20 protein-coding genes and 1 tRNA gene are annotated in these 22,893 nt (G+C 72.4%); 7 read left to right on the top strand and 14 right to left on the bottom strand.

Going from position 1 to position 22,893, the window contains the following annotated elements:
- Nucleotides 1-89 precede the first annotated feature (89 nt).
- Entirely contained in the window at nucleotides 90-2,021 is a 1,932-nt protein-coding gene (locus R3E98_03640; protein MEZ4422475.1) for a peptidylprolyl isomerase, read from the bottom strand.
- Nucleotides 2,021-4,609, bottom strand: a complete 2,589-nt coding sequence (locus tag R3E98_03635; protein MEZ4422474.1) for a M1 family aminopeptidase — start codon at nucleotides 4,607-4,609, stop codon at nucleotides 2,021-2,023. Before R3E98_03635 ends, R3E98_03640 begins: the two co-directional genes overlap by 1 nt.
- A 151-nt stretch (nucleotides 4,610-4,760) precedes the next feature.
- On the opposite strand from R3E98_03635, the gene R3E98_03630 reads away from it, so the two are divergent.
- On the top strand, nucleotides 4,761-5,798 hold the full coding sequence (locus R3E98_03630; protein MEZ4422473.1) for an alpha/beta fold hydrolase: 1,038 nt from the start codon (nucleotides 4,761-4,763) through the stop codon (nucleotides 5,796-5,798).
- A 136-nt stretch (nucleotides 5,799-5,934) separates the two neighbouring features.
- Nucleotides 5,935-6,150 (top strand): cold-shock protein, encoded by a 216-nt coding sequence (locus R3E98_03625; GenBank protein MEZ4422472.1) that lies wholly within the window; start codon nucleotides 5,935-5,937, stop codon nucleotides 6,148-6,150.
- Between the two features lie 231 nt (nucleotides 6,151-6,381).
- On the opposite strand, the gene R3E98_03620 is transcribed toward R3E98_03625, so the two are convergent.
- Both R3E98_03620 and R3E98_03615 read right to left on the bottom strand, forming a co-directional pair.
- Entirely contained in the window at nucleotides 6,382-6,876 is a 495-nt protein-coding gene (locus R3E98_03620) for a hypothetical protein (protein MEZ4422471.1), read from the bottom strand.
- Nucleotides 6,866-8,020, bottom strand: coding sequence for an AI-2E family transporter (locus R3E98_03615; GenBank protein ID MEZ4422470.1), 1,155 nt, complete (start codon nucleotides 8,018-8,020; stop codon nucleotides 6,866-6,868). The genes R3E98_03620 and R3E98_03615 overlap by 11 nt, the downstream gene beginning before the upstream one ends.
- Before the next feature lie 123 nt (nucleotides 8,021-8,143).
- Between R3E98_03615 and R3E98_03610 the strand changes: the two genes are divergently transcribed.
- Complete coding sequence (locus R3E98_03610; protein ID MEZ4422469.1) at nucleotides 8,144-8,521, top strand: peptide chain release factor-like protein; 378 nt, start codon at nucleotides 8,144-8,146, stop codon at nucleotides 8,519-8,521.
- 38 nt (nucleotides 8,522-8,559) lie between these two features.
- Here the strand turns inward: R3E98_03610 and R3E98_03605 are convergent.
- A tRNA-Ile gene (locus tag R3E98_03605) sits at nucleotides 8,560-8,633 on the bottom strand.
- 183 nt (nucleotides 8,634-8,816) lie between these two features.
- Between R3E98_03605 and trkA the strand changes: the two genes are divergently transcribed.
- Both trkA and R3E98_03595 read left to right on the top strand, forming a co-directional pair.
- Nucleotides 8,817-10,160 carry a Trk system potassium transporter TrkA gene (gene trkA, locus R3E98_03600; GenBank protein MEZ4422468.1) on the top strand — a complete coding sequence of 448 codons (1,344 nt, stop codon included), beginning with the start codon at nucleotides 8,817-8,819 and terminating at the stop codon, nucleotides 10,158-10,160.
- An 8-nt stretch (nucleotides 10,161-10,168) separates the two neighbouring features.
- The gene (locus R3E98_03595) at nucleotides 10,169-11,650 is read left to right on the top strand and encodes a potassium transporter TrkG (protein ID MEZ4422467.1); all 1,482 of its coding nucleotides are present in this window, start codon (nucleotides 10,169-10,171) and stop codon (nucleotides 11,648-11,650) included.
- Between the two features lie 109 nt (nucleotides 11,651-11,759).
- On the opposite strand, the gene upp is transcribed toward R3E98_03595, so the two are convergent.
- From upp to R3E98_03565, 6 genes are read right to left on the bottom strand one after another with little or no spacing between them, the layout of a single operon-like run.
- The gene (upp, locus tag R3E98_03590) at nucleotides 11,760-12,398 is read right to left on the bottom strand and encodes a uracil phosphoribosyltransferase (GenBank protein MEZ4422466.1); all 639 of its coding nucleotides are present in this window, start codon (nucleotides 12,396-12,398) and stop codon (nucleotides 11,760-11,762) included.
- Nucleotides 12,399-12,444: 46 nt separating this feature from the next.
- Entirely contained in the window at nucleotides 12,445-14,085 is a 1,641-nt protein-coding gene (locus R3E98_03585) for a short-chain dehydrogenase (GenBank protein ID MEZ4422465.1), read from the bottom strand.
- On the bottom strand, nucleotides 14,082-14,846 hold the full coding sequence (locus R3E98_03580; protein ID MEZ4422464.1) for a pseudouridine synthase: 765 nt from the start codon (nucleotides 14,844-14,846) through the stop codon (nucleotides 14,082-14,084). Before R3E98_03580 ends, R3E98_03585 begins: the two co-directional genes overlap by 4 nt.
- Complete coding sequence (gene scpB, locus R3E98_03575; GenBank protein ID MEZ4422463.1) at nucleotides 14,818-15,990, bottom strand: SMC-Scp complex subunit ScpB; 1,173 nt, start codon at nucleotides 15,988-15,990, stop codon at nucleotides 14,818-14,820. Before scpB ends, R3E98_03580 begins: the two co-directional genes overlap by 29 nt.
- Nucleotides 15,987-16,787 carry a segregation/condensation protein A gene (locus tag R3E98_03570; GenBank protein MEZ4422462.1) on the bottom strand — a complete coding sequence of 267 codons (801 nt, stop codon included), beginning with the start codon at nucleotides 16,785-16,787 and terminating at the stop codon, nucleotides 15,987-15,989. Before R3E98_03570 ends, scpB begins: the two co-directional genes overlap by 4 nt.
- 5 nt (nucleotides 16,788-16,792) lie before the next feature.
- Nucleotides 16,793-17,443 (bottom strand): site-2 protease family protein, encoded by a 651-nt coding sequence (locus R3E98_03565; GenBank protein MEZ4422461.1) that lies wholly within the window; start codon nucleotides 17,441-17,443, stop codon nucleotides 16,793-16,795.
- 128 nt (nucleotides 17,444-17,571) lie between these two features.
- On the opposite strand from R3E98_03565, the gene rpsT reads away from it, so the two are divergent.
- A complete protein-coding gene (gene rpsT / locus R3E98_03560) occupies nucleotides 17,572-17,826 on the top strand; it encodes a 30S ribosomal protein S20 (protein ID MEZ4422460.1) in 255 nt (84 codons plus the stop codon).
- Nucleotides 17,827-17,843: 17 nt separating this feature from the next.
- On the opposite strand, the gene R3E98_03555 is transcribed toward rpsT, so the two are convergent.
- Together R3E98_03555 and R3E98_03550 are read right to left on the bottom strand one after the other, a co-directional pair.
- The gene (locus R3E98_03555; protein MEZ4422459.1) at nucleotides 17,844-19,136 is read right to left on the bottom strand and encodes a dihydroorotase; all 1,293 of its coding nucleotides are present in this window, start codon (nucleotides 19,134-19,136) and stop codon (nucleotides 17,844-17,846) included.
- Nucleotides 19,133-20,107 carry an aspartate carbamoyltransferase catalytic subunit gene (locus R3E98_03550; protein ID MEZ4422458.1) on the bottom strand — a complete coding sequence of 325 codons (975 nt, stop codon included), beginning with the start codon at nucleotides 20,105-20,107 and terminating at the stop codon, nucleotides 19,133-19,135. The genes R3E98_03555 and R3E98_03550 overlap by 4 nt, the downstream gene beginning before the upstream one ends.
- Nucleotides 20,108-20,385: 278 nt before the next feature.
- On the opposite strand from R3E98_03550, the gene R3E98_03545 reads away from it, so the two are divergent.
- The gene (locus R3E98_03545; protein ID MEZ4422457.1) at nucleotides 20,386-22,335 is read left to right on the top strand and encodes a Na+/H+ antiporter NhaC family protein; all 1,950 of its coding nucleotides are present in this window, start codon (nucleotides 20,386-20,388) and stop codon (nucleotides 22,333-22,335) included.
- A gap of 85 nt (nucleotides 22,336-22,420) precedes the next feature.
- On the opposite strand, the gene tadA is transcribed toward R3E98_03545, so the two are convergent.
- The gene (gene tadA, locus R3E98_03540; protein ID MEZ4422456.1) at nucleotides 22,421-22,888 is read right to left on the bottom strand and encodes a tRNA adenosine(34) deaminase TadA; all 468 of its coding nucleotides are present in this window, start codon (nucleotides 22,886-22,888) and stop codon (nucleotides 22,421-22,423) included.
- Nucleotides 22,889-22,893 lie beyond the last annotated feature (5 nt).

Below are 22,893 nucleotides of genomic sequence, written 5' to 3'. Positions count from 1 at the left end.
CGGGCGTCGGCCAACCGGAGGGGCCAGGAGAGGCCGGCGGGAGGCCGGGCATCGCCAACCGGAGGGGCCAGGGGCAGGCCGGACGTCCGCTAGCCGGACGGCTCCACCGAGGCGTGCACGATGCGGTCGCCCTGCAGGAGCCGGTCGACCACGTCCATGCCGTCCACGACGCGTCCGAACACGGTGTAGTCGCCGTCGAGGTGCCAGGCCGGACCCTGCATGAGGAAGAACTGCGATCCCTCCGTGTCCGGGCCGGCCGACGCCATCCCGATCGCGCCGCGCTCGAATCCCTGGAGGGACGGCTCGGTGGGGATGCGGTAGCCCGGCCCGCCCAGTCCCTGTCTGCCGCTCACGTCCCCGCCCTGCGCCACGAAGCCGGGCACCACCCGATGGAAGGAGCTCCCGTCCAGGGCGCCGCTGGCGGCCAGGGTGGCCATCGACTCGACCGTCAGGGGCGCGGCCCCCAGGTCCAGCTCCACCTCGATGCGCCCCCGCTCGGTCTCCAGGACGAGGCGGGGCGTCCGGCCCCAGCGACGGGCCGCATCCCAATCGATGGCACGAACCGGAGGCGCCGCGGGCGTCGGGAGACCCTCCAACGAAGCGCCCAGGCCGCCCAGGATCTCGCGCAGGATGGACAGCACGACGGCGTCCGCCACCGGATCGGCCACGCGGGCGCGCTCCCGCAGCACCTCCTCGTGGATCCACGGCCGGAAGGCCTCGTCCGACAGCAGGCTGGCCGCCGCGAGCGCGACCGCCGGCGCCCCGGCCAGGGCCTGCTCCAGGACCGGTGCCAGGCGCTCCAACCGCGCCTCCACCAGGCGGTCCTGACCCCAGCGGTCTCCCAGGGCCTCCAGCGAGCGGGCCGCCACCGATCCTCCCCGCCGCGCCCCCTCCAGCGCCGCCGCGAAGCCCGGCTCGCCGGGCGCGAGCACCAACGCCGCAACCGCAGCCGCGGTATCCGCGGCCGTCGCGTCCGGACGTCCGGACAACCACCGGCGCGCCACCTCCGCCCGGCCCCGCGTCGTGAAGGCGGCGAGCAGCGGATACGCCGTCGCGGCCTCGCGGGGCTCCGCCCCCAGCCAGGACTCGAGGCGGCCCATCTCCTCGTCCGTCGGGGCGGCCAGGGTCGACAGCGCCGTGGCCGCCGCGACCCGGACGTGGGGAGCGGGGTCGTCGAGGGCCGCGAAGAGCGGCTGCCGGACACGGGGATCGTCCACCCGGGGGGTGAGCGCGTTGACGGCCTGGAAACGGCTGCGCCAGTCCGCCCCCTCGACCACCCAGAACAGGAAGCGCGGGGTGTCGGACGTGTCACCCAGCCGCGCCAGGGCGGCCATGAGTGGCCCCGCCGCCGGATCGTCGGCGTCCAGCCCATCCAGGGCGGTACGCAGGCGGGGAGCCAGCGGCGCCCACAGCGTCGGCGTGCCGACCCGCCCGAAGAACCAGGCCGCCCGCTCCCGTACGCCCGGGTCGGCTGCGGTCAGCGCGTCCGCCAGCCGCTGCAAGGAGGCCTCCGACACCGTACCCGCGAGACCCAGCCGGGCCAGGGCCAGCGTGACGGCGGCCGTCTCGGCGGGTCGCGCGTCGAGCGCGAGGAGCGCACGCAGCGCGGCCGGTCCCCCGCTGCGCCCCAACGCCTCGATCAGCCGCGGCCGCACCTCGGGATCGTCCTCCCGCGCCAGCGCCTGCTCGAGCACGGGCACGCGGGTCGGATCACGCAGCTGGCCCAGCGCGAAGGCGGCAGCCCCGCGCACGTCGGGGGCGGGGTCGTCCAGGAGGGCGGCGAGCGCCTCCGCCGCGGCTCGCGCGCGGGTCGCCGCCAGGCCGAGCGCGGCCCGCCGGCGCACCGCGGCATCGCCGTCGGCCGTGGCCTCCATCAATGCGGCGGCGTTGCGTGCGTGCCCGGCTTCCACCACGCGCTGCAGGTCGGCCCGCTCCAGGAGGGCGTCGTCCCGCCGCCCGACCTGCGCCGCCTGACAGGCGGCCAGCGCCAACCCGACCGCCACGACGCGGGCGGCGCGCATCAGGCGTCTCCGTCGGCGACGGGTGCCGGTCCCGCCGGCCAGGCGATCCCGGCCGCGCGCCGCAACGGATCGAGCGCCTGCTCGATCTTGGCGCGCAGACGGGGCGGATAGGCCGGTCGTGCCGCCAGGAAGGCGTCCACCTCGGCGACGGCCTCGGGCGTGTTGTGCCCCCCGAGCACCGCGCCCACCCACCCGGCCGGGAAGAAGATGTCGCCGGTGCGCTGGACCTCCTCCAGGAGCTCGAGCGAGGGTGTCACGAAACCCAGCGCGCTGCGCTGCCGCAGCGGGTGGTTGAGATAGGAGAGCGACTGCAGGACCCACGGCTCCTGCTCCCGCCGGGCGGGCTCGGCCAACGACAGGAAGAACGTGGCCCGCGCCTCTCCGTCCGCGTCGAGCGCCTGCCGGACGAACGCGAAGCGCTGCTGCCGGTCGGGATTGGTGATCCGCTCCGCCTCGCGGTCGAGCAGCGCCTCCCAGCCGTCCACCTCGCGCACCGCCAGCTCGAGCGCGATCCGCGTGCGGTCGTTCTCGGAGAGCGGGACGCCACGCACGTCGACGCTCCCCTCCCAGAGCCCGCGCAGGAACGCCGCCCCCTCGTCCGTCGTGGCCACGGACACGAGCGTGCGCAGCGCCGTCGCGCGCAGCGTCACGGGGTCGTCGGAATCGATCCGGGCACGCAGCGCCGCTTCGACCCGCGGCGCCCACTCCGCGCGCGCGACCGGAGGCAGGAAGCGCCAGAACGCCTCGTCCAGGTCGGACGCCACCCGTGCGAAGATCAATTCGTTGCGCTCGCGCCGGACGCCCTCGAGCGCGAGCTCGAGCAGGCGATCCCGGCGCACCCGGCCTTCCAGGCCCGCGTCCCAGATCGACAACCAGGCCGCGCCCCGCAGGAGCGGACGCGGCAGATCGAACAGCCCTTCCGCCAACGCGGCCAGGCTCACGTCGTCCAGCTCGAACAGGCCATAGGGGATCCCGCTCGCCATCGGGAGCAGCGGCGAGGTCGGATCCCCCGCCGGCAGGCGCGCCTCGGCACCGTCCAGGGCCACCGTCTCGAGCGCGTCCGCCGCGCCTCCGCGCCAGACGTCGAGGTACTGCGGCCACAACCGCCCCTCCCCGCTGGGATCGCTCTGACGGAACACGATGGCATCGGTCGTGCGCTCGACGCGCACGGTGGGCCGTCCGGGCTCCTCCACCCACACGCGACTCCACGCCCGCAGGTCCTCGTCGCTGTTGTCGTCCAGGATGGCGATGAGATCGTCCCATCGTGCGTTCCCGAAGCGATAGCGGTCGAGATACGTGACCAGGCCCCGGCGGAACGGCTCCGCACCCATCCGCCGCTCCAGGTGCTTCATCACGATCGGAGCTTTCTGGTAGATGATGGGCCCATACAGCGTCCCGGCCTCGCGCAGGTTCTCCAGGGGCTGGAGGATCGGGTTGGCGCCCGGCGTGCGATCGATGGCATAGGCGGCAGGATGGTGCGCGAGCAGGAAGCGGAGCGCGTGGTCCACCTCGGGGAAGCTGGGCTCCACGATCTTCGCGGCCATGAAGTTCGCGAAGACCTCCTTGAGCCAGACATCGTCGAACCAGGCCATGGTGACGAGGTCACCGAACCACATGTGCGCCGTCTCGTGCGCGATGACGCTGGCGCGCCCCAGCAACTGGTTCTGTGTCGGGGTCTCGTCCAACAACAGGCCGTCGGCCCGATAGAACACCGCGCCGGGGTGTTCCATTCCCCCATACTGGAACGCGGGCACCAACACGAAATCGTACTTCTCGAACGGGTAGGGGATCTCCGTGTAGGCTTCGAGCCAGCTCAGGGCGCGATCGTGCAGGTCGAACGCGTCCTCCACGTTGCGACGCACCTTGTCCGCATCCGTCTCACGATGGAACATGCGCAACGTGCGACCGGAGCGGACGCGGGTCTCGACCTGGAAGCGGCCGGTCGCGAACGCGAACAGATACGTGGAGATGGGCGCGGTCTCGGTGAACCGGAGGCGCGTGCGCCCGCCGTCCGTCTCGCGCGCCTGCTCCGAGCCGTTCGCGACGGCCTCCCACCCTTCGGGGATGTCGAGCTCCAGCGTGAGGCGCGCCTTGAGGTCGGGCTGATCGAACACGGGGATCGCGAAGTGGGCCCGGTCCGGCACGAACAGGGTGTACAGGTAGTCGTCGTTGCGGTTGAGGGATGCGTCCCCCGCCGTGAACTCCACATCGACCTCGTGGGTCTCGCCGGCGCGCAGCGGAGGGCTCTCGAGGACGATGTGGTCGGCCACGAACGCGGCGGTGACCGGGTTCCCGTCCAGGCGCACGGCCCGGACGCGGGCAGCCGGCTCCATGAGGTCCAGCACCAGCGGCTCCCCCGCGACCCCCGACCAACGGAAGCGCACGAGCATGCGCCCGACCAGAGGCTCGGCCCGCGACGTCGGCACCGACAGCGCCAGGTGATAGCGCAGGTCCGAGATCGTGCGCTGCCGGAGCTCGGCCAGCTCGGACGAGATCCCCGGCTCCACCCAGGCGGCCGGATCCGTGGTCTCCCCCCCGCACGCCGTCAGGAGGACCACGCCTGCCACCGCACCACGCCAACGTCGCATCGCTACCTCTCCATCCCCATCGCGGGTCCGTCCCGCCCGACCGAAGCGGGTCGGGTCGGGCCGCTGCAAGCTCGAACGTCGTTCGGGCCGAAACAAGCGCAGCGCCGGACCCTCCCTTGACCGGGCCCCGGCCGCGCACGAGCCTCGACCGGTGATCCGCACCCAGGCCGACGACCCACCCTTCCGTCCCGCCATCCTGGCGCGGGGCCCGCACGCCCAGACGCTGCTCGGGAAGGCGCTGCGGCGCCCCCCACCCGTTCCGGTCGTGGGAGAGCGGTGGGACACGCCGGACGGCGACGAGGTCCGCGTGGACCTCGGCCCCGGGGCGGACGAGGCGCGCCTCCCCCTCGCGCTGGTGCTCCACGGGCTCGAGGGCAGCTCGGAGCGCGCCTACGTCCGGCTGCTGATGGCGGCCCTGCTGGAGCGTGGCGTCGCCACCGTCGCCCTGAACTTCCGCGGGTGCGGGGGCCCTCCGAACCGGCTGCCGCGCGCCTATCACTCGGGGGATTCGGAGGAGCTGGCCTGGGTGGTGGACCGGATCCGCGCGCGTTGGCCGGATCGACCCCTGGGAGCCGCGGGCTTCTCCCTCGGCGGGAACGTGCTGCTCAAGTACCTGGGCGAGCGCGGTACGGGCACGCCGCTGTCCGCGGCCGCGGTCGCGTCGGTCCCGTTCGACCTGGACGCCGCGGAGCGTCACATCGACGGCCCCGGCGTGCACCGGCTCTACCGACGCTACTTCCTCGCTTCCCTGAAGGCCAAGGTCGCGGCCAAGGCCCACCTCCTGGACGCGAGCCTGGTGGCTCGGGTCCGGCGCGCGCGTTCACTGCGCGCGTTCGACGACCTGGTCACGGCGCCGTTGCACGGCTTCCGCGACGCCACCGACTACTACCGGCGTTCGAGCGCGCTCGGCTTCGTGGGCGGCGTGCGCCTGCCCACCCTCGTGGTCCAGGCCGCCGACGACCCCTTCCTCCCTCTCCCCGCCCCCCCGGCGGACCTCCGCACCAATCCCGCGCTGAGCCTGAGCTGGACCCGTCGAGGCGGACACCTGGGCTTCCTCGGCGGCTCGCTCCAACGACCGCACTGGTGGGCAGAGGAAAGAATGGCCATCTTCCTCGCCTCAAGTTTAGGAGGCTCGAAATCCTCGACCCCCATCGGGGACCGGGCCGGCACCCCACTACCGCCTGGCTGAGCGGCTCCGGGGGACACAGGACGGAAGAAGGTTCGGAGGGTCCGCCCCTTCCGAGCGGTCCGGACACCCCCGGGGACCGCGGTAGGCGCCACGGCAACGGCGGCGCCCACAGCCACATTGGAGGAGTACGCGCACCATGAGGACCACGGGTACCGTGAAGTGGTTCAACGACAGCAAAGGCTTCGGATTCATCGCCCCCGAGGGCGGGGCCGAGCGCGATTGCTTCGTCCACTACTCCGCCATCCAGGGCGAGGGCTTCAAGAGCCTCGCCGAGGGTGATCAGGTCGAGTTCGACCTCGTCGAGGGGCCCAAGGGCCCCGCAGCGGAGAACGTCATCCGGGTGGGAGGCTGATTCCATCCCTCGGGTCCGGCTCCGGGCACCCCACCCGGAGCCGTCCCGGTCCTCCCGCCGCGGAACAGGCGGACCCGCCGGGTGAACGGCGTTGCACGGCCCGTTGGCGACGTGCCTGTTCGCGACGTGCCCGGACAGCGGAGGCGGACCTCCACCCCGTCCCGGTAGACCGGTCGAGTCGCGGTAGACCCCTCGAGCCACGACCGACCGCGGGGGCCACCTGGCGGGAGACTAGGCGAAGGCCCGGCCTACCCAGGTCTCCGACGCCGGCCGCTCCAGCCCGACCTCATCCGCCTGCGCCTTCTCGGTCAGCGTGAGGTCGAAGACCGGCGTGTCGGCGCCGACCGCCCCCTCGGCGCGCCGCGCGCGCCACGTCGACCGCTCCACCCGCTCGATGTCCCCGTCAGGCGTCCGGTAGAAGATGGCTCCGTGCCCCACGAGGCCGACGCCCAGCCGCGCCTCCAGGGCCTTGAGCGAGCGGACGAACGCATCGATCGAGCAGCCCGAAGGGGGCTCGCTCGCCTGGTCGACGCCGACCAGGAGGAAGCGGCCTTCCCGCCATTCCCGCGCACAGCGGAGCGGATGACCGTGGGCTCGCCAGTCCGAGAGGAAGGCGTCGACGGCGTCGAGGAGGCTGCGTTCCTCCGCGGGCTCCAGGGCCCGCTCGGTGCCGAAGACCCAGACGCGTGATGCGGACGGGAGGCTGGACCAGGGATCAAGCGGCATCGCTACCTGCAGGGGTGAGGGGAGCGCCGTTGGCGGCGGGCGCCTGCGCCGCGCCGGGAAGCGCCGCGTCGACCGGCCGGGCCGGCCGCGCCGCGCGCGGCGGAGGGCTCTTGTCCAGGAGGATCGCCGCCCAGCGCAGGTCCTCCGTGTTCTCGAGCATGATCTTGATGACCATCGTGAGCGGGACCGCCAGCAGCATCCCCACCGGCCCCCACACCCAGCCCCAGAACAGCAGCGACAGGATCACGACGAGGGACGACAGACCGAGGCGCCGGCCCAGCAGCGTGGGCTCGATGAAGTTGCCCAGCACGACGTTGATGACCAGGTAGCCGACGGCGACGAGGGCCGCGTGGCCGATCGAGTACTGGATGAGCGCCAGGAAGACCGCGGGAATCGACGCCAGCACGGACCCGACGGTGGGGATGAAGTTGAGCAGGAACCCGACGAGCCCGAGCATGACGGGGAAATCGAGACCGGAGGCCCACGCCCACAGACCGATCAGGATCCCGGTGGTCAGGCTCACCAACGTCTTGATCCCCAGGTAGTCCTGGACCTCCTTGATCGTCTTCTGCATGCGCCCGCGCGAGGGCCCGGGGTCGCGGCGGAAGATCGCGCGGAACTTCTGCGGGAAGACGGTCGCCTCGCTCAGGATGAAGACGAGGATGATGAGCACCAGGAACGTGCCCGATACGACCGACGCGGCACCCTGCAGCGCGCTGCTGATGAGACCGAAGACGGACGAGGGATCCGGCGACAGCTGGTCGGGAACCGGTACGCCACGGGTCTGGAGCGCGTCCGTCCAGACCGCCCACAGCCCCTTGAAGCGGCTGGAGTACCGCGGGAAGCGGTCCTGCAGGTCGGTCACGGCCTGGATGGCCAGCAGCACGATCACACCGAAGACCGCGGCGTTGACCAGGACGGTCACCGTGACCGCCAGGAAGCCCGGCACCCGACGCCGGCGCAACCCGAGCAGCAGCGGAAGGGACAGCACGGTCAGGAACAGCGCCAGGGCGAACGGGACGAGGATCGGGGCGGCGACCCGCAGACCCCCGACCACGACGACCACACACGCGCCGAGCAGCAGGGCGCGTGCGCCCGGATGCCCTTCCAGCCAGGGTCGGGGGAGCCCGGATTCTCCGCTCATGATCGGCGTCCCGCGTGTGCGTTTCGTGTGCCCACCAATACCTTGGACCCTGGGGAACGATCCCCCACGCGCGCGCCCTCCCGGGGCCGCAGCGCGTTCGGCCTCCGCGTCGGGAGCGCGTCGATGACGGACGACACCGCAAGCGCCGTTCCTCCTGCTCCACCGCCTCCCGACGACGAGGCGCTGCTGGCGGAGTGCCGCGTGGACACGTTCCGCGCGGGCGGCAAGGGTGGGCAGCACCAGAACCGGACCGAGTCCGGCGTGCGGCTCGTCCACGCGCCGAGCGGCATCACCGTGACCGCTCGTACGTCGCGCAGCCAGCACCGGAACCTGCGCACGGCGCTCACGGAGCTCAGACGGCGCCTCGAGGAGCGGAGCCGTCCGCCGACGCCACGGAAGCGCACCCGCGTGCCGGCCGCCGAGAAGGCGAGGCGCCGGGAGGAGAAGCGGCGGCGGGGGCGCACGAAGGACATGCGCAAACCTCCCACGCCGGAGGAGTGAGCCGGCACGTGGCGCCGCGGTGCGGACGTGGAGTGGAATGGGCCCGGCAGGACTCGAACCTGCGACCCTCGGATTATGAGTCCGGTGCTCTGACCGACTGAGCTACGGGCCCGGCCTCCGCCTCGCGACCGGCACCCGCCCCCGGGGCGGCGCGCCCGTGGGGGGCGGATGCTCCAAAGTACCGCCGGGCCACGTCTTTGCCACCCCTGCGCCCCCGGTTAGGTTCGGTCCGCGACCTCGGGTCGAGGTTCGGCGCGCCCGGGCCGGCCTGCCCTGCTCCTCCAGCGACGGTTCGATGCGGGTACTGATCATCGGCGGCGGCCAGGTCGGGTACCACCTGGCCCGTCGCCTGTCCGAAGAAAGCCAGGATGTCGTGCTCATCGACTCCGATCCCGACCGGATCGACTACGTCGCGGAGCAGCTCGACATCCTCACCCTGCTGGGCAACGGCGCGTCCGTCCCCGTGCTCGACGAAGCGGGCGTGCGCGATGCGGGCATGCTGCTCTCGGTGACCAGTCAGGACGAGGTCAACCTCATCGCGTGTCTGGCGGCATCGCGGCTGGGCGTCCCCCACACCATCGCCCGCGTCTCCAATCCGGACTACTACGCCTCGGGCAGCGTGCTCTCGTCGGAGCACCTGGGCGTCGATCGTCTCATCAATCCGGAGCGCGAGGCCGCCAAGGAGGCGCTGCAGCTCCTGCGCAGCGCGGTGGCCACGGACGTGGTCCCCTTCGCCGACGGGCGCGTGCAGCTCCTGGGGCTGCGCGTCCGTGAAGGTGCGCCGATCGCGGGCAAGCCGCTCGCCCGCCTGGCGCAGGACCTGGAGGGCTTCCACTACGTGACCGTGGCCATCGTCCGTGACGGGGAGACGATCATCCCGACCGGATCCAGCGCCATGGAGGCGGGCGACCAGATCTATCTGCTGTCGCCCTCCGACGAGGTGGAGAGCATCCCGCCGCTCGCCGGCTACGACGCCCGGCCGCTCAAGCGCGTCATGATCGCCGGCGGCAGCCTGGAGGGGCAGTACCTGGCCGAGGGGCTGGGCGCGCTCGGGGTCGAGTGCACGATCATCGATCGCGACCGGAGGCGCTGCCTGGAGCTGGCCGAGCTGCTGCCTCGGGCCCTGGTGCTGCACGGGGACGCCACCGACCTCGAGCTGCTGGAGATGGAGGGGGTCGCGGGCGTGGACGGCTACGTGGCCGCGACCGGCGACGACCAGACGAACCTGCTCTCCAGCCTCCTGGCCAAGAGCGTCGGCAACGCCAAGGTCATCGCGCTCATCGAGCGCTTCGAGTACCTGCCGCTCGTGCCGCGGGTCGGGATCGACGCGGCCATCTCGCCCCGGCTGTCCACGGTCAACGCCATCCTGCGCTACGTGCGGCGCGGACGGGTGCTGACCGTGGCCTCGCTCACGGGCACCGACGCCGAGGCGATGGAGTTCAAGGTGCGTCCCGATGCCAAGGCCGTCGGGCGCTCCATCCAGGAGCTGGACATCCCGCACGGCGTGCTGATCGGCGTCATCCTGCGCGGCGATCGCATCGTGACCCCACGCGGCCAGGACCGCTTCGAGCCGGGAGACGACGTGATCGTCTTCGGGCTTCGCCAGGCCCTGGGCGCCGTCGAGCGGCTCTTCCAGTAGGCCCACGCGTGTCCTTCCGTCACGTCGTCAACGTCGTCGGACTCCTCCTCATCGTCGTGTCGCTCGCCATGGGCGCCTCGGCGGTGGTGGGCTTCCTGTCCGGCGGGGGTGACGGGCCGGGTCTCGCTCTGGCGGCCGCGCTCACGGCCGCCGTCGGGTTGGGCGCCCATCTCGCGACCCGCTTCCGGGACGACATCGGCGCCAAGGAGGGCTACGCGATCGTCGCGTTCGCCTGGACCACGGTCGGTCTCTTCGGCGCCCTGCCCTATCTGTTCACGGGAACGCTGTCCTCGGTGCCCGCTGCGGTCTTCGAGTCGATCTCCGGGTTCACCACCACGGGTGCGACGGTCTTCACCGACATCGAGGCGCTGCCGGCCGGAGTCCTGTTCTGGCGTTCCATCACGCAGTGGTTGGGCGGGATGGGGATCATCGTGCTCGTGATCGCCGTGCTCCCCTTCCTGGGCGTGGGCGGCATGCAGCTCTTCCGGGCCGAGGTGCCGGGCCCCACCACCGAACGCCTGCGCCCGCGTATCACGCAGACGGCCAAGCTGCTGTGGTTCGTCTACCTGGGGCTGACCACCACACAGGTGGTGCTCTACCTGTTCGGGGGGATGTCCCTCTTCGACGCGGTGAACCACGCATTCACCACCCTGGCCACCGGGGGCTTCTCCACGCGCAATGCGTCGATGGCGGCCTACGACTCCGCCTACATCCACTACGTCACGATCGTCTTCATGTACCTGGCGGGCGTGAACTTCGCCCTGCACTACCGGGCCGCGGCCGGCCACCCGCCCTACCTGAAGGAGCCGGAGTGGCGCTTCTACACGGGGCTCATCCTGGTGGCCGCGCTCCTGATCGCGGTGGTCAACCTCAGCACCGGCTCCTACGGGCTGACGCCCGCGGGGATCGAGCGCTCGGTGCGGGACGGCCTCTTCCAGGTCGTGTCCATCGTCACCACCACGGGCTACATCACAGCCGACTACGAGCTCTGGGCTCCCGGAGCGGTCGCGCTCATCCTGGCGCTCATGCTGACCGGTGGGATGGCGGGCTCCACCGGCGGTGGCATCAAGTCGATCCGCATCCTGCTCGTGCTCAAGCACATGGGCATCCAGATCCGTCGTCACCTGCATCCCCGTGGCGTCTTCCTGGCGTCGGTGGGGGGACGGGTGGTGCGCGAGGAGATCATGGACGACGTGCTGGGCTTCGTCCTCCTCTATGGCGTGATCCTGGTCGCGGGCATCGTGGGCCTGTCGCTCCTCGGCGTCGATGCCTGGACCGCGGTGGGCGCGGTGTTCTCCTCGCTCGGCAACATCGGGCCCGGCGTGGGGGACGTAGGCGCGGTGGACAACTACGGCTGGATGTCCGGGAGCGAGCTGAGCCTGCTCACGCTGCTGATGCTCGTGGGTCGGCTGGAGCTGTACACGATCGTGCTGCTGTTCCACCCGGAGATGTGGGCGCGCAGCGGAAGCCGCACCCGCGTCCGGCGCTGAGCCGCACCGGTCGTCTCGCGCCCCGACGGCGCGTGCGTTCGGGCAACGGCATCGATCCCGGCAGCCACGGGCACAGGGGCACGCAGGTCCCGCGCGTGCCGGCCGGTTCCTACCGCGTCCCGAAGAGCCGATCGCCCGCGTCGCCCAGTCCGGGCAGGATGAAGCCTTGTTCGTTCAGCTCCCGATCGAGCGCGGCGGCGTAGACGCGCACGTCGGGATGGTGCCGCGCCAGCAGCCGAACGCCTTCGGGGGCCGCCACCAGGCACAGGAACCGGATGCGCAGCACGCCGCGCGCCTTGAGACGGTCCACCGCCGCCACCGCCGAGCCGCCCGTGGCCAGCATGGGATCCAGCAGGAGGAAATCCCGATCTCCCGGCGCGCTCGGGATCTTGGCGAAGTACTCGACGGGCTGCAGCGTACGCTCGTCACGGTACAGGCCGATGTGCCCCACGCGCGCGCCGGGCACGAGCCGGAGGATGCCCTCCACCATCCCGAGGCCGGCGCGCAGGATGGGGACGAGCACCAGCTTCTTGCCGCGGATGCGCCGACCCACCGTGCGCTCCAGCGGCGTCTCGACCTCCGCGTCCTCGAGCGGGAGGTCGCGCGTGGCTTCATACGCCATCAGCGCCGCGATCTCGTCCACCAGCTCCTTGAAGCGCTTGGTGGGGGTCGCGCGGTCACGCAGGCGGGTGAGCTTGTGCTGGATCAACGGGTGATCCACCACGGTCAGCGTGGAAGGCAGCGACATGCCGGAGCTCCTGGGTGGACGCGCCTCGAAGGGGATCCCATCTCGCTCAGCGCTTGATCCGTTCCCCGGCTTCCTCGCGGCGGAGGATCCAGGCCGCCAGCTGCCCGGGTCGGATCCGCTCATCCTTCACGGCTGGATCGTGATCCGCCAGGGAGCCCAGGTCCACCGAGGGCTCGGTGCCCTGTTCCGCGCGGATCCGCGTCACCCGCTCCCGCCACCGCGTCCAGTTGGTCGGGCGCAGGTCCACCCAACCCCGTTCCACCGCCCGTTCGTCCAGGTCCCCGCGTTCGGGCGCCGCATGGACGATCGGCCCGCGCAGGACCCGTGCACCATCCGGGTGCAGGATCGGGAGCCCGGCCGACAGCATGCGCTGCCTCAGGTCTGCGTCACCGTCCACCAGCGTCCAGGCGGCGGCCGCGACCGCCGCCGGCTCGAGCGAGGCCGCGGAGGCGAGGGTGCCACAAAGACGGCTCAGCAACGCCGCCTCGAACAGGAGCTTGGACAGGCGGGGCGGACCCAGCATCTCGTACGCCACGGCCTCGACGCCGTGCTGCTGCTCCAGGCGCTCCATCCGCTCCAGCGCGACGGAGCGTAGCACACCCGCGCGATAGGTGGGGCCCATGGTGCTCGCGTCGAGCGCGGCCACGACGTCCCGCCCGGTCGGATGCCCCTGGATCTCCCGCACCACGTTGTCGGCGATCTCCTCCGGGGTGAGGAACTCCATCAGCCCCAGCGAGGTGAGCACCTCGAACTCGCTCAGGGTGAAGAGGCCGTTCTCGCCCGCGTCCAGATAGACGCCCTCGAGCGGTTCCGGGAGCTCGCGCCACGGCTGCGCCCCGTCCGCGAAGGCCTCGGCCACCGGGGTCGGCTCGGGCTGGTCCACACGCACGACGGGACGTCCGCCCCGATGGATTATCCCGTAGCCGATGGACTTCCAGCTGATCGCCGCCGTCGGCTTGATCTCCTTGACGGCGGGCGCGCCGGGGGTCCGGGCCATCAGGTACAGGAGCAGTGTATGCGCACCGGCGAGCCCCGCCTTGGCCAACAGTACGCGCGACGGACGCTCCTCCGAGTGGGTGAAGGGGATGTTCAACCCCATGCCACCCGTCCCCGCGGTCCCGACCTTCACGTACACCTGCGTCCCGGCGCGGCGCATTCCCTCGAGCGCGATCTGTACGTGCCGGATGAGCTGCGGCAGATACAGCGTCGCCAGGTGACGCTCCACGGCCTCGACGCCGACTCCATCCGCACGCGCGGCCTCCCGCAGCGCGCTGGCGGACGCGAAGGCGTTCTGGTACGCGAGCGCGCCGGCCGTGTTGATGCAGTCCACGATCACGTCCGGACGCACGTCGGCCAGGAGAGCCCCCAGCGTGGACCGGGCCAGCACGTCCGGCGTCAGCTCCCCGTACAGGTCGGAGATCCATTCCGCCCGACGGGTCTCGTCGGCCAGGAGCGCGTCCCGGCCCAGGGCGCTCGCGGAGACGGGCACGAACAGGTCGCCCCAAGCCGGTTCCACGGACCCGGGACGGTCGGCGGCGAGCTCCTCGGCGGCGGCGCGCGCGTCGGCCTCCCGCAGCGACGTGACGACCATCCGCCGCGGGGCCAGGGGCAGGATGCGGCGCGCGACCGCCTGCCCCACCAGGCCGGCGCCACCGAGGATCAGAACGGTGCGGTCTTCGAGATTCATGCGCCATCCAGGAGCGCCGCCAGACCGGCGCGCTCAGCAGGGGTGAGATCGCGGTGCGCGCCGGCCTCCAGCCGGCCCAACCGCACGGGTCCGAAGCGCACGCGCCGCAGCCGCTCGACCGGGTGACCCACGGCGGCGAGCATGCGCCGCACCTCGCGCTTCCGGCCTTCGGTCAGCACCAGGCGGATGTGTCCACGGCCCCGCTCGGAGCCGAGCAGCCGCACGTCGCGCGCGCGCGCGGGACCGTCCTCCAGGGCCACGCCGCGCTCGAGCCGGGTCAGCGTCGCCTTGTCGGGCACGCCGCGGGTCCAGGCTTCGTACTCCCGCTCGATCTGGAAGCGGGGGTGCAGCAGGCCCTGCACCACGTCGCCCTCGTTGGAGAAGAGGAGCAGACCCTCCGAATCGAGGTCGAGACGACCCACGTGCCGGAGGCCGTGGGCGTCCGCGGGGAGGAGGTCGAAGACGGTCGGACGCCCCTGCGGGTCGTGCGCGGTGGTGACGTAGCCCGGGGGCTTGTGGAGCAGGATCCAACGCGTGCGGGCCGCAGAGACCGCCCGGCCGTCCACCTCGATGCGGTCGCGCTCCGGATCGACGCGCGAGCCCAGCTCCGTCACGACCTGTCCGTTCAGCCGGACGCGGCCCGCCCGCACGAGGTCCTCGGCGGCGCGCCGGGAGGCCACTCCGGCCTGGGACAGGAACTTCTGGATCCGCAACGTCTTGCGTGCCCCCGGTTCAGCCGCGTTCGAGGTCTGCGGCCTCATCCTCCGTCACGGCACCGGACGCCAGGGCACCGGCCTGCGCGCTCTCACCCCGGGGCTCGTCGGGGTCCTCGTCGAACCCGCCCTCCGGGTCCAGCGGACCGGTGTCGTCGAGCGGCCCCTCCGCGTCGTCGGTCCGCGCGGTCCGCGCGGCCCGCACGGTCTCGTCGTCGGAGGCGTCCTCGTCCTCGAAGGCGTCCTTGTCGTCGTCGAAGGCGTCCTCGTCGTCGTCGAAGGCGTCCTCCTCGTCGTCGTCGAAGTCGTCCTCGTCGTCGTCGAGGTCGTCCTCGTCGGCGTCGAGGTCGTCCTCGTCGGCGTCCTCCTCGTCGTCGTCACGGTCGTCCTCGGCCACGGCCCCGGTGTCCGCCCAGGGGTCGGTGGCCTCCCCGGCCGGGCCGTCCCCCGCGGCCCGGGCGAACGGGTCGCCCACCGCGGCCTCCTCGTCCTGGTCGGCGGTGTCGGGATCCTCGCCGTATTCCCGTAGCGCGGAGGGCTGCTCGCCTTCGGCGTCGGGCTCGGGCTCGGAAGACACGGCCGCGCGATCCCCCTCGGGCCCCTCCTCGGGGGCGATGTCGGCCGGGCCGTCCACCGGCTCACCGTCCTCTTCGATGCCCAGCGGCACCCGCTCGCGCAACACCACGGGCAGCTCCTCGGGCCGGGGCAGCTCCTCCAGCGAGGAGAAGCCGAAGTGGTCCAGGAACTTCTGCGTGGTGCCGTACAGCAGAGGGCGCCCGATCCCCTCGGAGCGGCCCACCACGTCGATGAGCCCACGCTCCTGCAGGGTGCGGATCACGCCGGCCGAGTTCACGCCGCGCACGTACTCCATCTCGATGCGGCCGATGGGCTGGCGGTATGCGATGATGGCCAGCGCCTCCAGCGCGGGACCGGACAGCCGGTTGGGTCGTGGGACGCTGTCGAAGCGCTCCAGGTAGGGCGCGAACTCGGGTCGGGTCAGGATCTGGTAGCCACCCGCGATGTCGAGGATCTGGAACGCGCGTCCCGCTTCGTCATACTCGGCGCGCAGCTCCACCACGGCCTGCTCGACGATGTCCTCGTCCAGCTCGGGGTCCGCGCGCACCAGGTCCGCCACGCTCAACGGCGCGTCGCTGGCGAACAGCACGGCTTCGACGATCTGTGCGGGCTTCACGCGGCCTCCGTGGATTCTTCGTCGAGGGGGATGTCGCGCGGCACCGGGTCCTCATCGTTCTGACGGTACATCCAGAGCTCGCTGAAGGGCCGCAGCTGGCGGAGCGCCACCAGGCGACGCTTCGACAGCTCGAGTCCGGCCAGGAAGGTCATCACGCCGTGCATGCGCTCGCGCCACGGACCCACGAGCCGGCTGAAGCGCACGCGGGTCTCGCTGCGCAGCGTGTCGAGGATCAGGTCCACCTTCTCCTCGATCGCCACGGGGCGGAGCGTGACGCGATGCTCGTGCACGGGGACGGCCTCGGGAAGCTCCACCTTGAGCGCCGCCTTGAAGACCTCGTCCCAGGTCGTCTCGAGCTCCGTCTCGACGATCGGTCGCGGGGGCCGGGTCTCGATGTAGCCCTTGGCTCGCCGCCGGCTGCGCTCGGCCTCCGCGTTGACCAGCCGACCCGCGATCTCGCGGATCTGCTCGTACTCGAGCAGCCGCCGCACCAGCTCGGCGCGCGGGTCGTCGTCCTCGTCGTCTCCATGACGCGGCAGCAGCATCTGCGCTTTGATGCGCACGAGCGTCGCGGCCATCTCCAGGAACTCGCCCGCGTTCTCGAGGTCGGACGCGTCGATGGTCTTGATGGCGGCGAGGAACTGCTGGGTGATGCGGCTGATGGGGATGTCGAAGATGTCGATATCCTGCTGCCGGATCAGGTGCAGCAGCAGGTCGAGCGGACCGTGGAACCGCTCGAGATCCACCACGAGCAGTTGGGCGGCGTCCACGGGTGTCGGGACGGGCGTCTGTTCCACGGAGTTCAGATCCAGAGGCGGATGAAGGCGTGCGTCAAGTCGGTCAGGAACGCGACGGGCGTGAACACGACGTCCAGCGCGCCGGGAACGAGCAGCAGGAGGACCATGAGCGCGAGGATGCCGTAGCGTCCGAAGGACCGGTACGCCGGCCGCGCCTTCCGGGGAAGAAGGTGATACACGACGTGGGATCCGTCGAGGGGCGGGATGGGCAGCAGGTTGAACAAGGCCAGCGTGAGGTTGATCTGGATGGCGAGCCCGGCCGCGAGCACCAGCCCGTCGGCGACCGCCACGCCCAGAAGCGGCTCGAGTCGGAAGGCCACGATGGCCACCAGCGCCGCGACGGGGACCAGGAGCAGGTTGGCCGCCACCCCGGCCAGCGAGACCTTGATGTCGCTCCAGACGGGGTCGCGGAACCGGGACGGCACGATGGGCACGGGCCTGGCCCACCCGAAGACGGAGCCACCCCCCGTGCTGGTGAACAGCACCAGAGGCACCAGCACGGAGCCGATCGGGTCCAGGTGGGAGATGGGGTTGAGCGTGATGCGGCCCTGGCGGCGGGCCGTGTCGTCGCCCTCCCGGTCGGCCACCCAGGCATGGGCCAGCTCGTGCAGGACCACGGAGGCGATCAGCACGGCCACGACCAGGACGCCGGTCACCCTCCGCTCCCCGGGTCGGAGCGGCGGGCCCCCGCCCCTGGTTGACCCTTCCCGCGCCGCAAATTAGCGTTGAGGGCTTGTGGCCCGCGCGATCCGGACGCGGCCCCGAATCCCGTTTGCGACCGACCATGCCGAACATCAAGAGCGCCAAGCGGCGCATGCGGACCAGCCAGAAGGCCCAGGAGCGCAACCGCGCCGCCAAGTCCAAGCTGCGCACTGCCATGAAGCGGGTCCTCCAGGCCACCGACTCCGAGCAGGGCGGAACGCGCCTGCGTGAGGCGTCGGCCCTGCTCGACCGCGCGGCCAGCCGCCGCCTGCTGCACCCCAACAAGGTGTCGCGCTACAAGTCCCGCCTCGCGCGCCACGTCGCCGCCCTGGGCTGATCCGGCCCGCGCGGTCCTCATTCCACGGACCAGACCACGTCGCCACCCACGATGGTGGCGACGGCCCGTCCCTTCAGAGACCAGCCGCCGAACGGCGTATTGCGGCTCCGTGAGCGGAAGGTCCTGGGCTCGACCACCCATTCCCGCTCCAGGTCCAGCACGGTCACGTCGGCCGGCGCCCCCACGTCCAACGTCCCGCCCGGGAGCCGGAAGGCCCGCGCCGGCTGCGTGCTCATCCGCTCCACCAGCGTGGGCAGGTCCAGGACGCCTTCGGCCACGATGTGCGTCAGCATGAGCCCCACGGCCGTCTCCAGACCCACGATCCCGAACGGGGCCTCGTCGAACGTCCGGTCCTTCTCGTCGCGGTGGTGGGGCGCGTGGTCGGTCGCCAGGGTGTCGAGCGTCCCGTCCTGCAGTCCCCTGCGCACGGCCGCCACGTCCTCCGCGCTCCGCAGCGGCGGGTTCATCTTGGCATTGGTGTCGTAGAGCCCGACCGCCTCGTCCGTCAACAGCAGGTGGTGCGGGGTGGCCTCCGCCGTCACGTGGACGCCCCGGGCCTTGGCCTCGCGGATGGCCTCGACCCCGCGCGCCGTCGAGACGTGCTGGAGGTGGATGTGCCCGCCGGTCAGCTCGGCCACGAGGAGGTCCCGGTAGATGTGCGCCTCCTCGGAGGCGCCGGGCTTGCCCTTGAGGCCCAGGCGGGTGGCGACGGCACCGTCGTTCATATGCCCGCCCCGGGCGAGGCCCAGGTCCTCGGCATGGTCCGCGACCGGGATCCCGAACGTCAGCGCGTATTCGAGCGCCAGCCGCATCAGCCCCGAGTCCATGATGGGATCCCCATCGTCCGTGATGCCGACCGCGCCCGCATCGACGAGCTCCCCGACATCGGTCAGGCGCTCCCCCTGGCGGCCCCGGGACAGGGCGCCGACGGGGTACACCCGGGCGCCGCGCACGCGCGCGCCACGCTCCAGCACGAAGCGGATGGAGGAGGCGTCGTCCAGCGGCGGGTCCGTGTTGGGCATCGCGCACACCGCGGTGAAGCCGCCCGCCGCCGCCGCCGCCAGGCCGGAGGCGAGGGTCTCCTTGTGCTCGCCGCCGGGCTCGCGCAGGTGCACGTGCACGTCGATCAGGCCGGGAGTGACGACCTTGCCGCCCAACTCCTGGACGAGCGCCGTCTCCGGCGCCTCCAGGGCTTCGCCGAGGGCCGCGACGCGGCCGTCCGCCAGGAGCACGTCCAGCACGGCGTCGAGCCGGGCGGACGGGTCGATGACGCGCCCGCCGCGCAGCAGGAGGGGCCGAGGCGCGCTCACGCGGACCGGGCCTGGCCGATCCGCGCGGCCGCCTGCGCGGGGTCGCCGCCGGTGAGCAGGTAGAGGACCGCCATCCGCACCGCGACGCCGTTGGTCACCTGGCGCAGGATCACGGAGTGGGGGCCGTCGGCCACGGTGGAGTCGATCTCGACGCCGCGATTCATGGGTCCGGGATGGAGGATGAGCAGTTCGCGCGGGGCCACGGCCAGGCGCTCCTCGGTGATGCCGAAGATCCGATGGTATTCCCGCAGGCTGGGGACATAGCCGGCGGTCATGCGCTCCTGCTGGAGCCGGAGCACGTTGAGGGCGTCCGCCCACTCGATGGCCTCCTCCAGCCGCAGGAAGCGACGGGCGCCCAGCGTCTCGAAGGCGGCGGGTACCAGGGTGGGCGGACCGCACACCGCCACCTCGGCCCCGAGCGTGCGCAGCCCGAAGACGTTGCTGCGGGCCACCCGCGAATGGAGCACGTCCCCCACCAGACAGACCTTCAGCCCGTCGATCCGCCCGAAGTGCTCCCGCAGCGTCATCAGGTCGAGCAGGGCCTGCGTGGGATGCTCGTGCGCCCCGTCGCCGGCGTTGATCACGGCCGACGGGATCCGCTCCGCGAGGAAGGCCGCCGAACCCGATGCGGCGTGCCGGATCACGACCACCTCGATGCCCATCGCTTCCACGTTGCGCGCCGTATCCACCAGCGTCTCGCCCTTCTGCAGCGACGAGGCCGCCACGGCCAGGCTGACGGTGTCGGCGCCCATGCGCTTTTCCGCGAACTCGAAGGAGATGCGGGTGCGCGTGGAAGGCTCGAAGAAGAGGTTGGCGACCGTCGTGCCCTGGAGGAGCGGGATCTTGCGCGCTCCCTCCGCGGCGGCCGAGCGGAAGGGCTCGGCCACGTCCAGGATGGCGCTGAGCTGCTCGGCGGCCAGGCCGGCCAGCCCGAGCAGATCCTTGCCGAGGATGGAGTCGGTGGCCTTCACCGGAGGCGGGAGCGCCGGGGCGCGGGCCAGGGGTGGGAGGTCGGGTGCGGGATGGCCATTCCTCGGGGCGGCGGGGCGCAGGCGGCCAAAGTTGGCCGCCCTCCCGCGCGCCGTCAACGATCGGAGCGGACTGGCCGGGCGCTCGCGGGAGGGCCATCATGTCGCGCCCCGTGCCCACCCCCTCCGAGAGGCGCCCGATGGCCGGTTGCGGCCCCCGAACCCGTTCCCGCCCCGCGCAGCGGACCCGACGGCCTCCGACGCCCGGACGGGTCCGGCGGATGGTCCGCGGGGCCCTGGCCTGGCTCCTGGTGGGCGCCTGGACGGCCCCGACCTTCCTGGCCGGACCCGCCACGCCGCTGGGTGCGCAGGAGGTCCTCGAACCCCCTCACGTGATCCTCCACCGCGTGCCGTTCACGCTGCGGGTGCAGGCGGGCCCGGACGCCGCGGCGCCGTGGGAGGTCCGCGACGCCGCCGGCACCGTGCTGGCGCGCGGCACGGTCGACGCCGGCGCCACGGTGGAGACCCCGAGGATCCGGCTCGACGCGCGCTCGAGCCTGCCGCTCCGGGTGACGGTGGCCGCGACGGAGCAGGTGCTCCAGCCCCGGTGGGCTCCGGGCTGGTTCTCGCTGATCCCCCCGCTCGTGGCCATCGTGCTGGCCCTGCTCCTGCGCGAGGTGGTCTCCGCCCTCTTCGCCGGCATCTGGATCGGCGCCCTGGCACTCGCCGGCTTCGATCCGTTGCGCGCCACCTGGCGCATGATCGACACGTACATCGTGCCGCAGCTGGGGGCCGTCGACGACGGCAAGACGGCCATCGTGGTCTTCTCGCTGATGCTGGGCGGGATGGTGGGCGTCATCGCGAAGAACGGGGGCACCCGCGGCATCGTGGTCGCCCTGGAGGGCCTCGCCACGTCCGTGCGCCGGGGCAAGCTCGCCACATGGCTGGCGGGGCTGGCCATCTTCTTCGACGACTACGCCAACACGCTGCTGGTGGGCAACACCATGCGGCCCATCACGGACCGCCTGCGCATCTCGCGGGAGAAGCTGGCCTACATCGTGGATTCCACGGCCGCCCCGGTCGCGGCCATCGTGCCCATCTCCACCTGGGTGGGCTACGAGATCGGCCTCATCCGGGACGGGCTGGCCATCGCGGCCGAGCAGCAGCGCGCCACCGACCCGCAGATGGCGGCGGAGATGCTGGCCGCGAGCCCGCTCGGCGTCTTCCTGCACACGATCCCCTACCTGTTCTACCCGATCCTCGCGCTCTGCTTCGTGCTGATGACGTCCCTGCTCAACCGGGACCTGGGCCCGATGGCCGACGCGGAGCTGCGGGCCGCGCGCGGGGAAGGGCTCCACCGCCCCGGCGCGATGCTGGCCGCCGAGTCCCACGAGGGACTGCTGGAGCCCGCGGATGGGACACCGCTGCGCTGGTGGAACGCCGCGATCCCCGTCCTGACCGTGGTCCTCGTGGTCCTGGGCGGGCTCTACACGACGGGGCGCGCCTCGGCGGGGCCCGACGCCGGGCTCCGGGACATCTTCTCGGCGGCCGACCCCTTCTCCACCCTGCTGTGGGGGTCGCTGGCGGGGGTCCTGGTGGCCATCCTCCTGTCGCTCGTGCAGCGGCTCCTCACCGTGTCCCAGGCCGTCGAGGCCTGGGTGTCCGGCGTGCGCTCCATGATGCTGGCGATGGTCATCCTGGTGCTGGCCTGGTCCCTGGGCGCCGTCACCGAAGGGCTGGGCACGGCGTCCTACCTGGCGGGGCTGCTCGAGAACTCGCTCTCGCTCAACCTGATCCCGGCCCTCGTCTTCGTGCTGTCGGGCGCCATGGCCTTCGCGACCGGGACGTCCTGGGCCACGATGGCCGTGATGCTTCCCCTGGTGATCCCGCTCACGGTGGCGCTGGGCGGCGGGGTGGGCTTCGACGGCGGCTCCCACCACACCGTGCTGCTGTCGGCCATCTCCTCCGTGCTGGCCGGCGCCATCTGGGGGGACCACTGCTCCCCCATCTCGGACACGACGGTCATGAGCTCCATGGCCTCGGCCTGCGACCACGTCGACCACGTCCGCACCCAGCTGCCCTACGCCCTCCTGGTCGGGGGGGTGGGCCTGGTGCTGGGCGACCTGGGCACGGCCTACGGCCTCCCGGTCTGGGTGGCCCTCCCGGCGGCGGTCGGGGTGCTCTTCGCGGTGTTGCGGATCTTCGGTCGGCCGGTGGCGCAGGCGGCCTGAGCGGCCTCCCGGTGGGGTGCCCCCGGCTCTCGGGGCCGTGGGTGGGCGGGAACGGCCGCCTGGGGGGCGGCCGCGCGGGCGGCCGCTAGTCGCGCGCGCGCCCACGGCGCGCACGGAAGAAGGCGCGGAGCAGCGCGCCGCTTTCCTCGCCCAGGACACCGGTCGTGCGCTCGACGCGATGGTTGAGGCGGGGATCCTGGACCAGGTTGGCGAGCGAGCCCGCCATCCCCGCCTTCGGATCGGGGGCTCCGTAGACGAGGCGCGGGATCCGCGCCAGGACGATGGCGCCCGCGCACATGGCGCACGGCTCCAGGGTCACGTAGAGCGTGGTGTCCAGGAGCCGCCAGTCGCCCAGGCGGCGGGCGCCCTGGCGCAGGACGAGGATCTCGGCGTGCGCGGTCGGATCGGCGTCGGTCAGGGTGCGGTTGTGGGCTTCCGCCACCAGGCGCTCGCCCTGGACCAGCACGGCCCCGACCGGAACCTCCCCGCGGCTCGCGCCCACCCGTGCCCACTCGAGCGCCCGGGCCATCCAGCGGGTGTGCCGCTCATCCACCTAGG

This window comes from Gemmatimonadota bacterium (assembly GCA_041390125.1).
Taxonomy (GTDB): Bacteria; Gemmatimonadota; Gemmatimonadetes; order Longimicrobiales; family Gaopeijiaceae; genus JAGQIF01.
The sequence above is the reverse complement of the archived record's forward strand: the minus strand, read 5'-3'. Positions and strand labels throughout refer to the sequence as shown.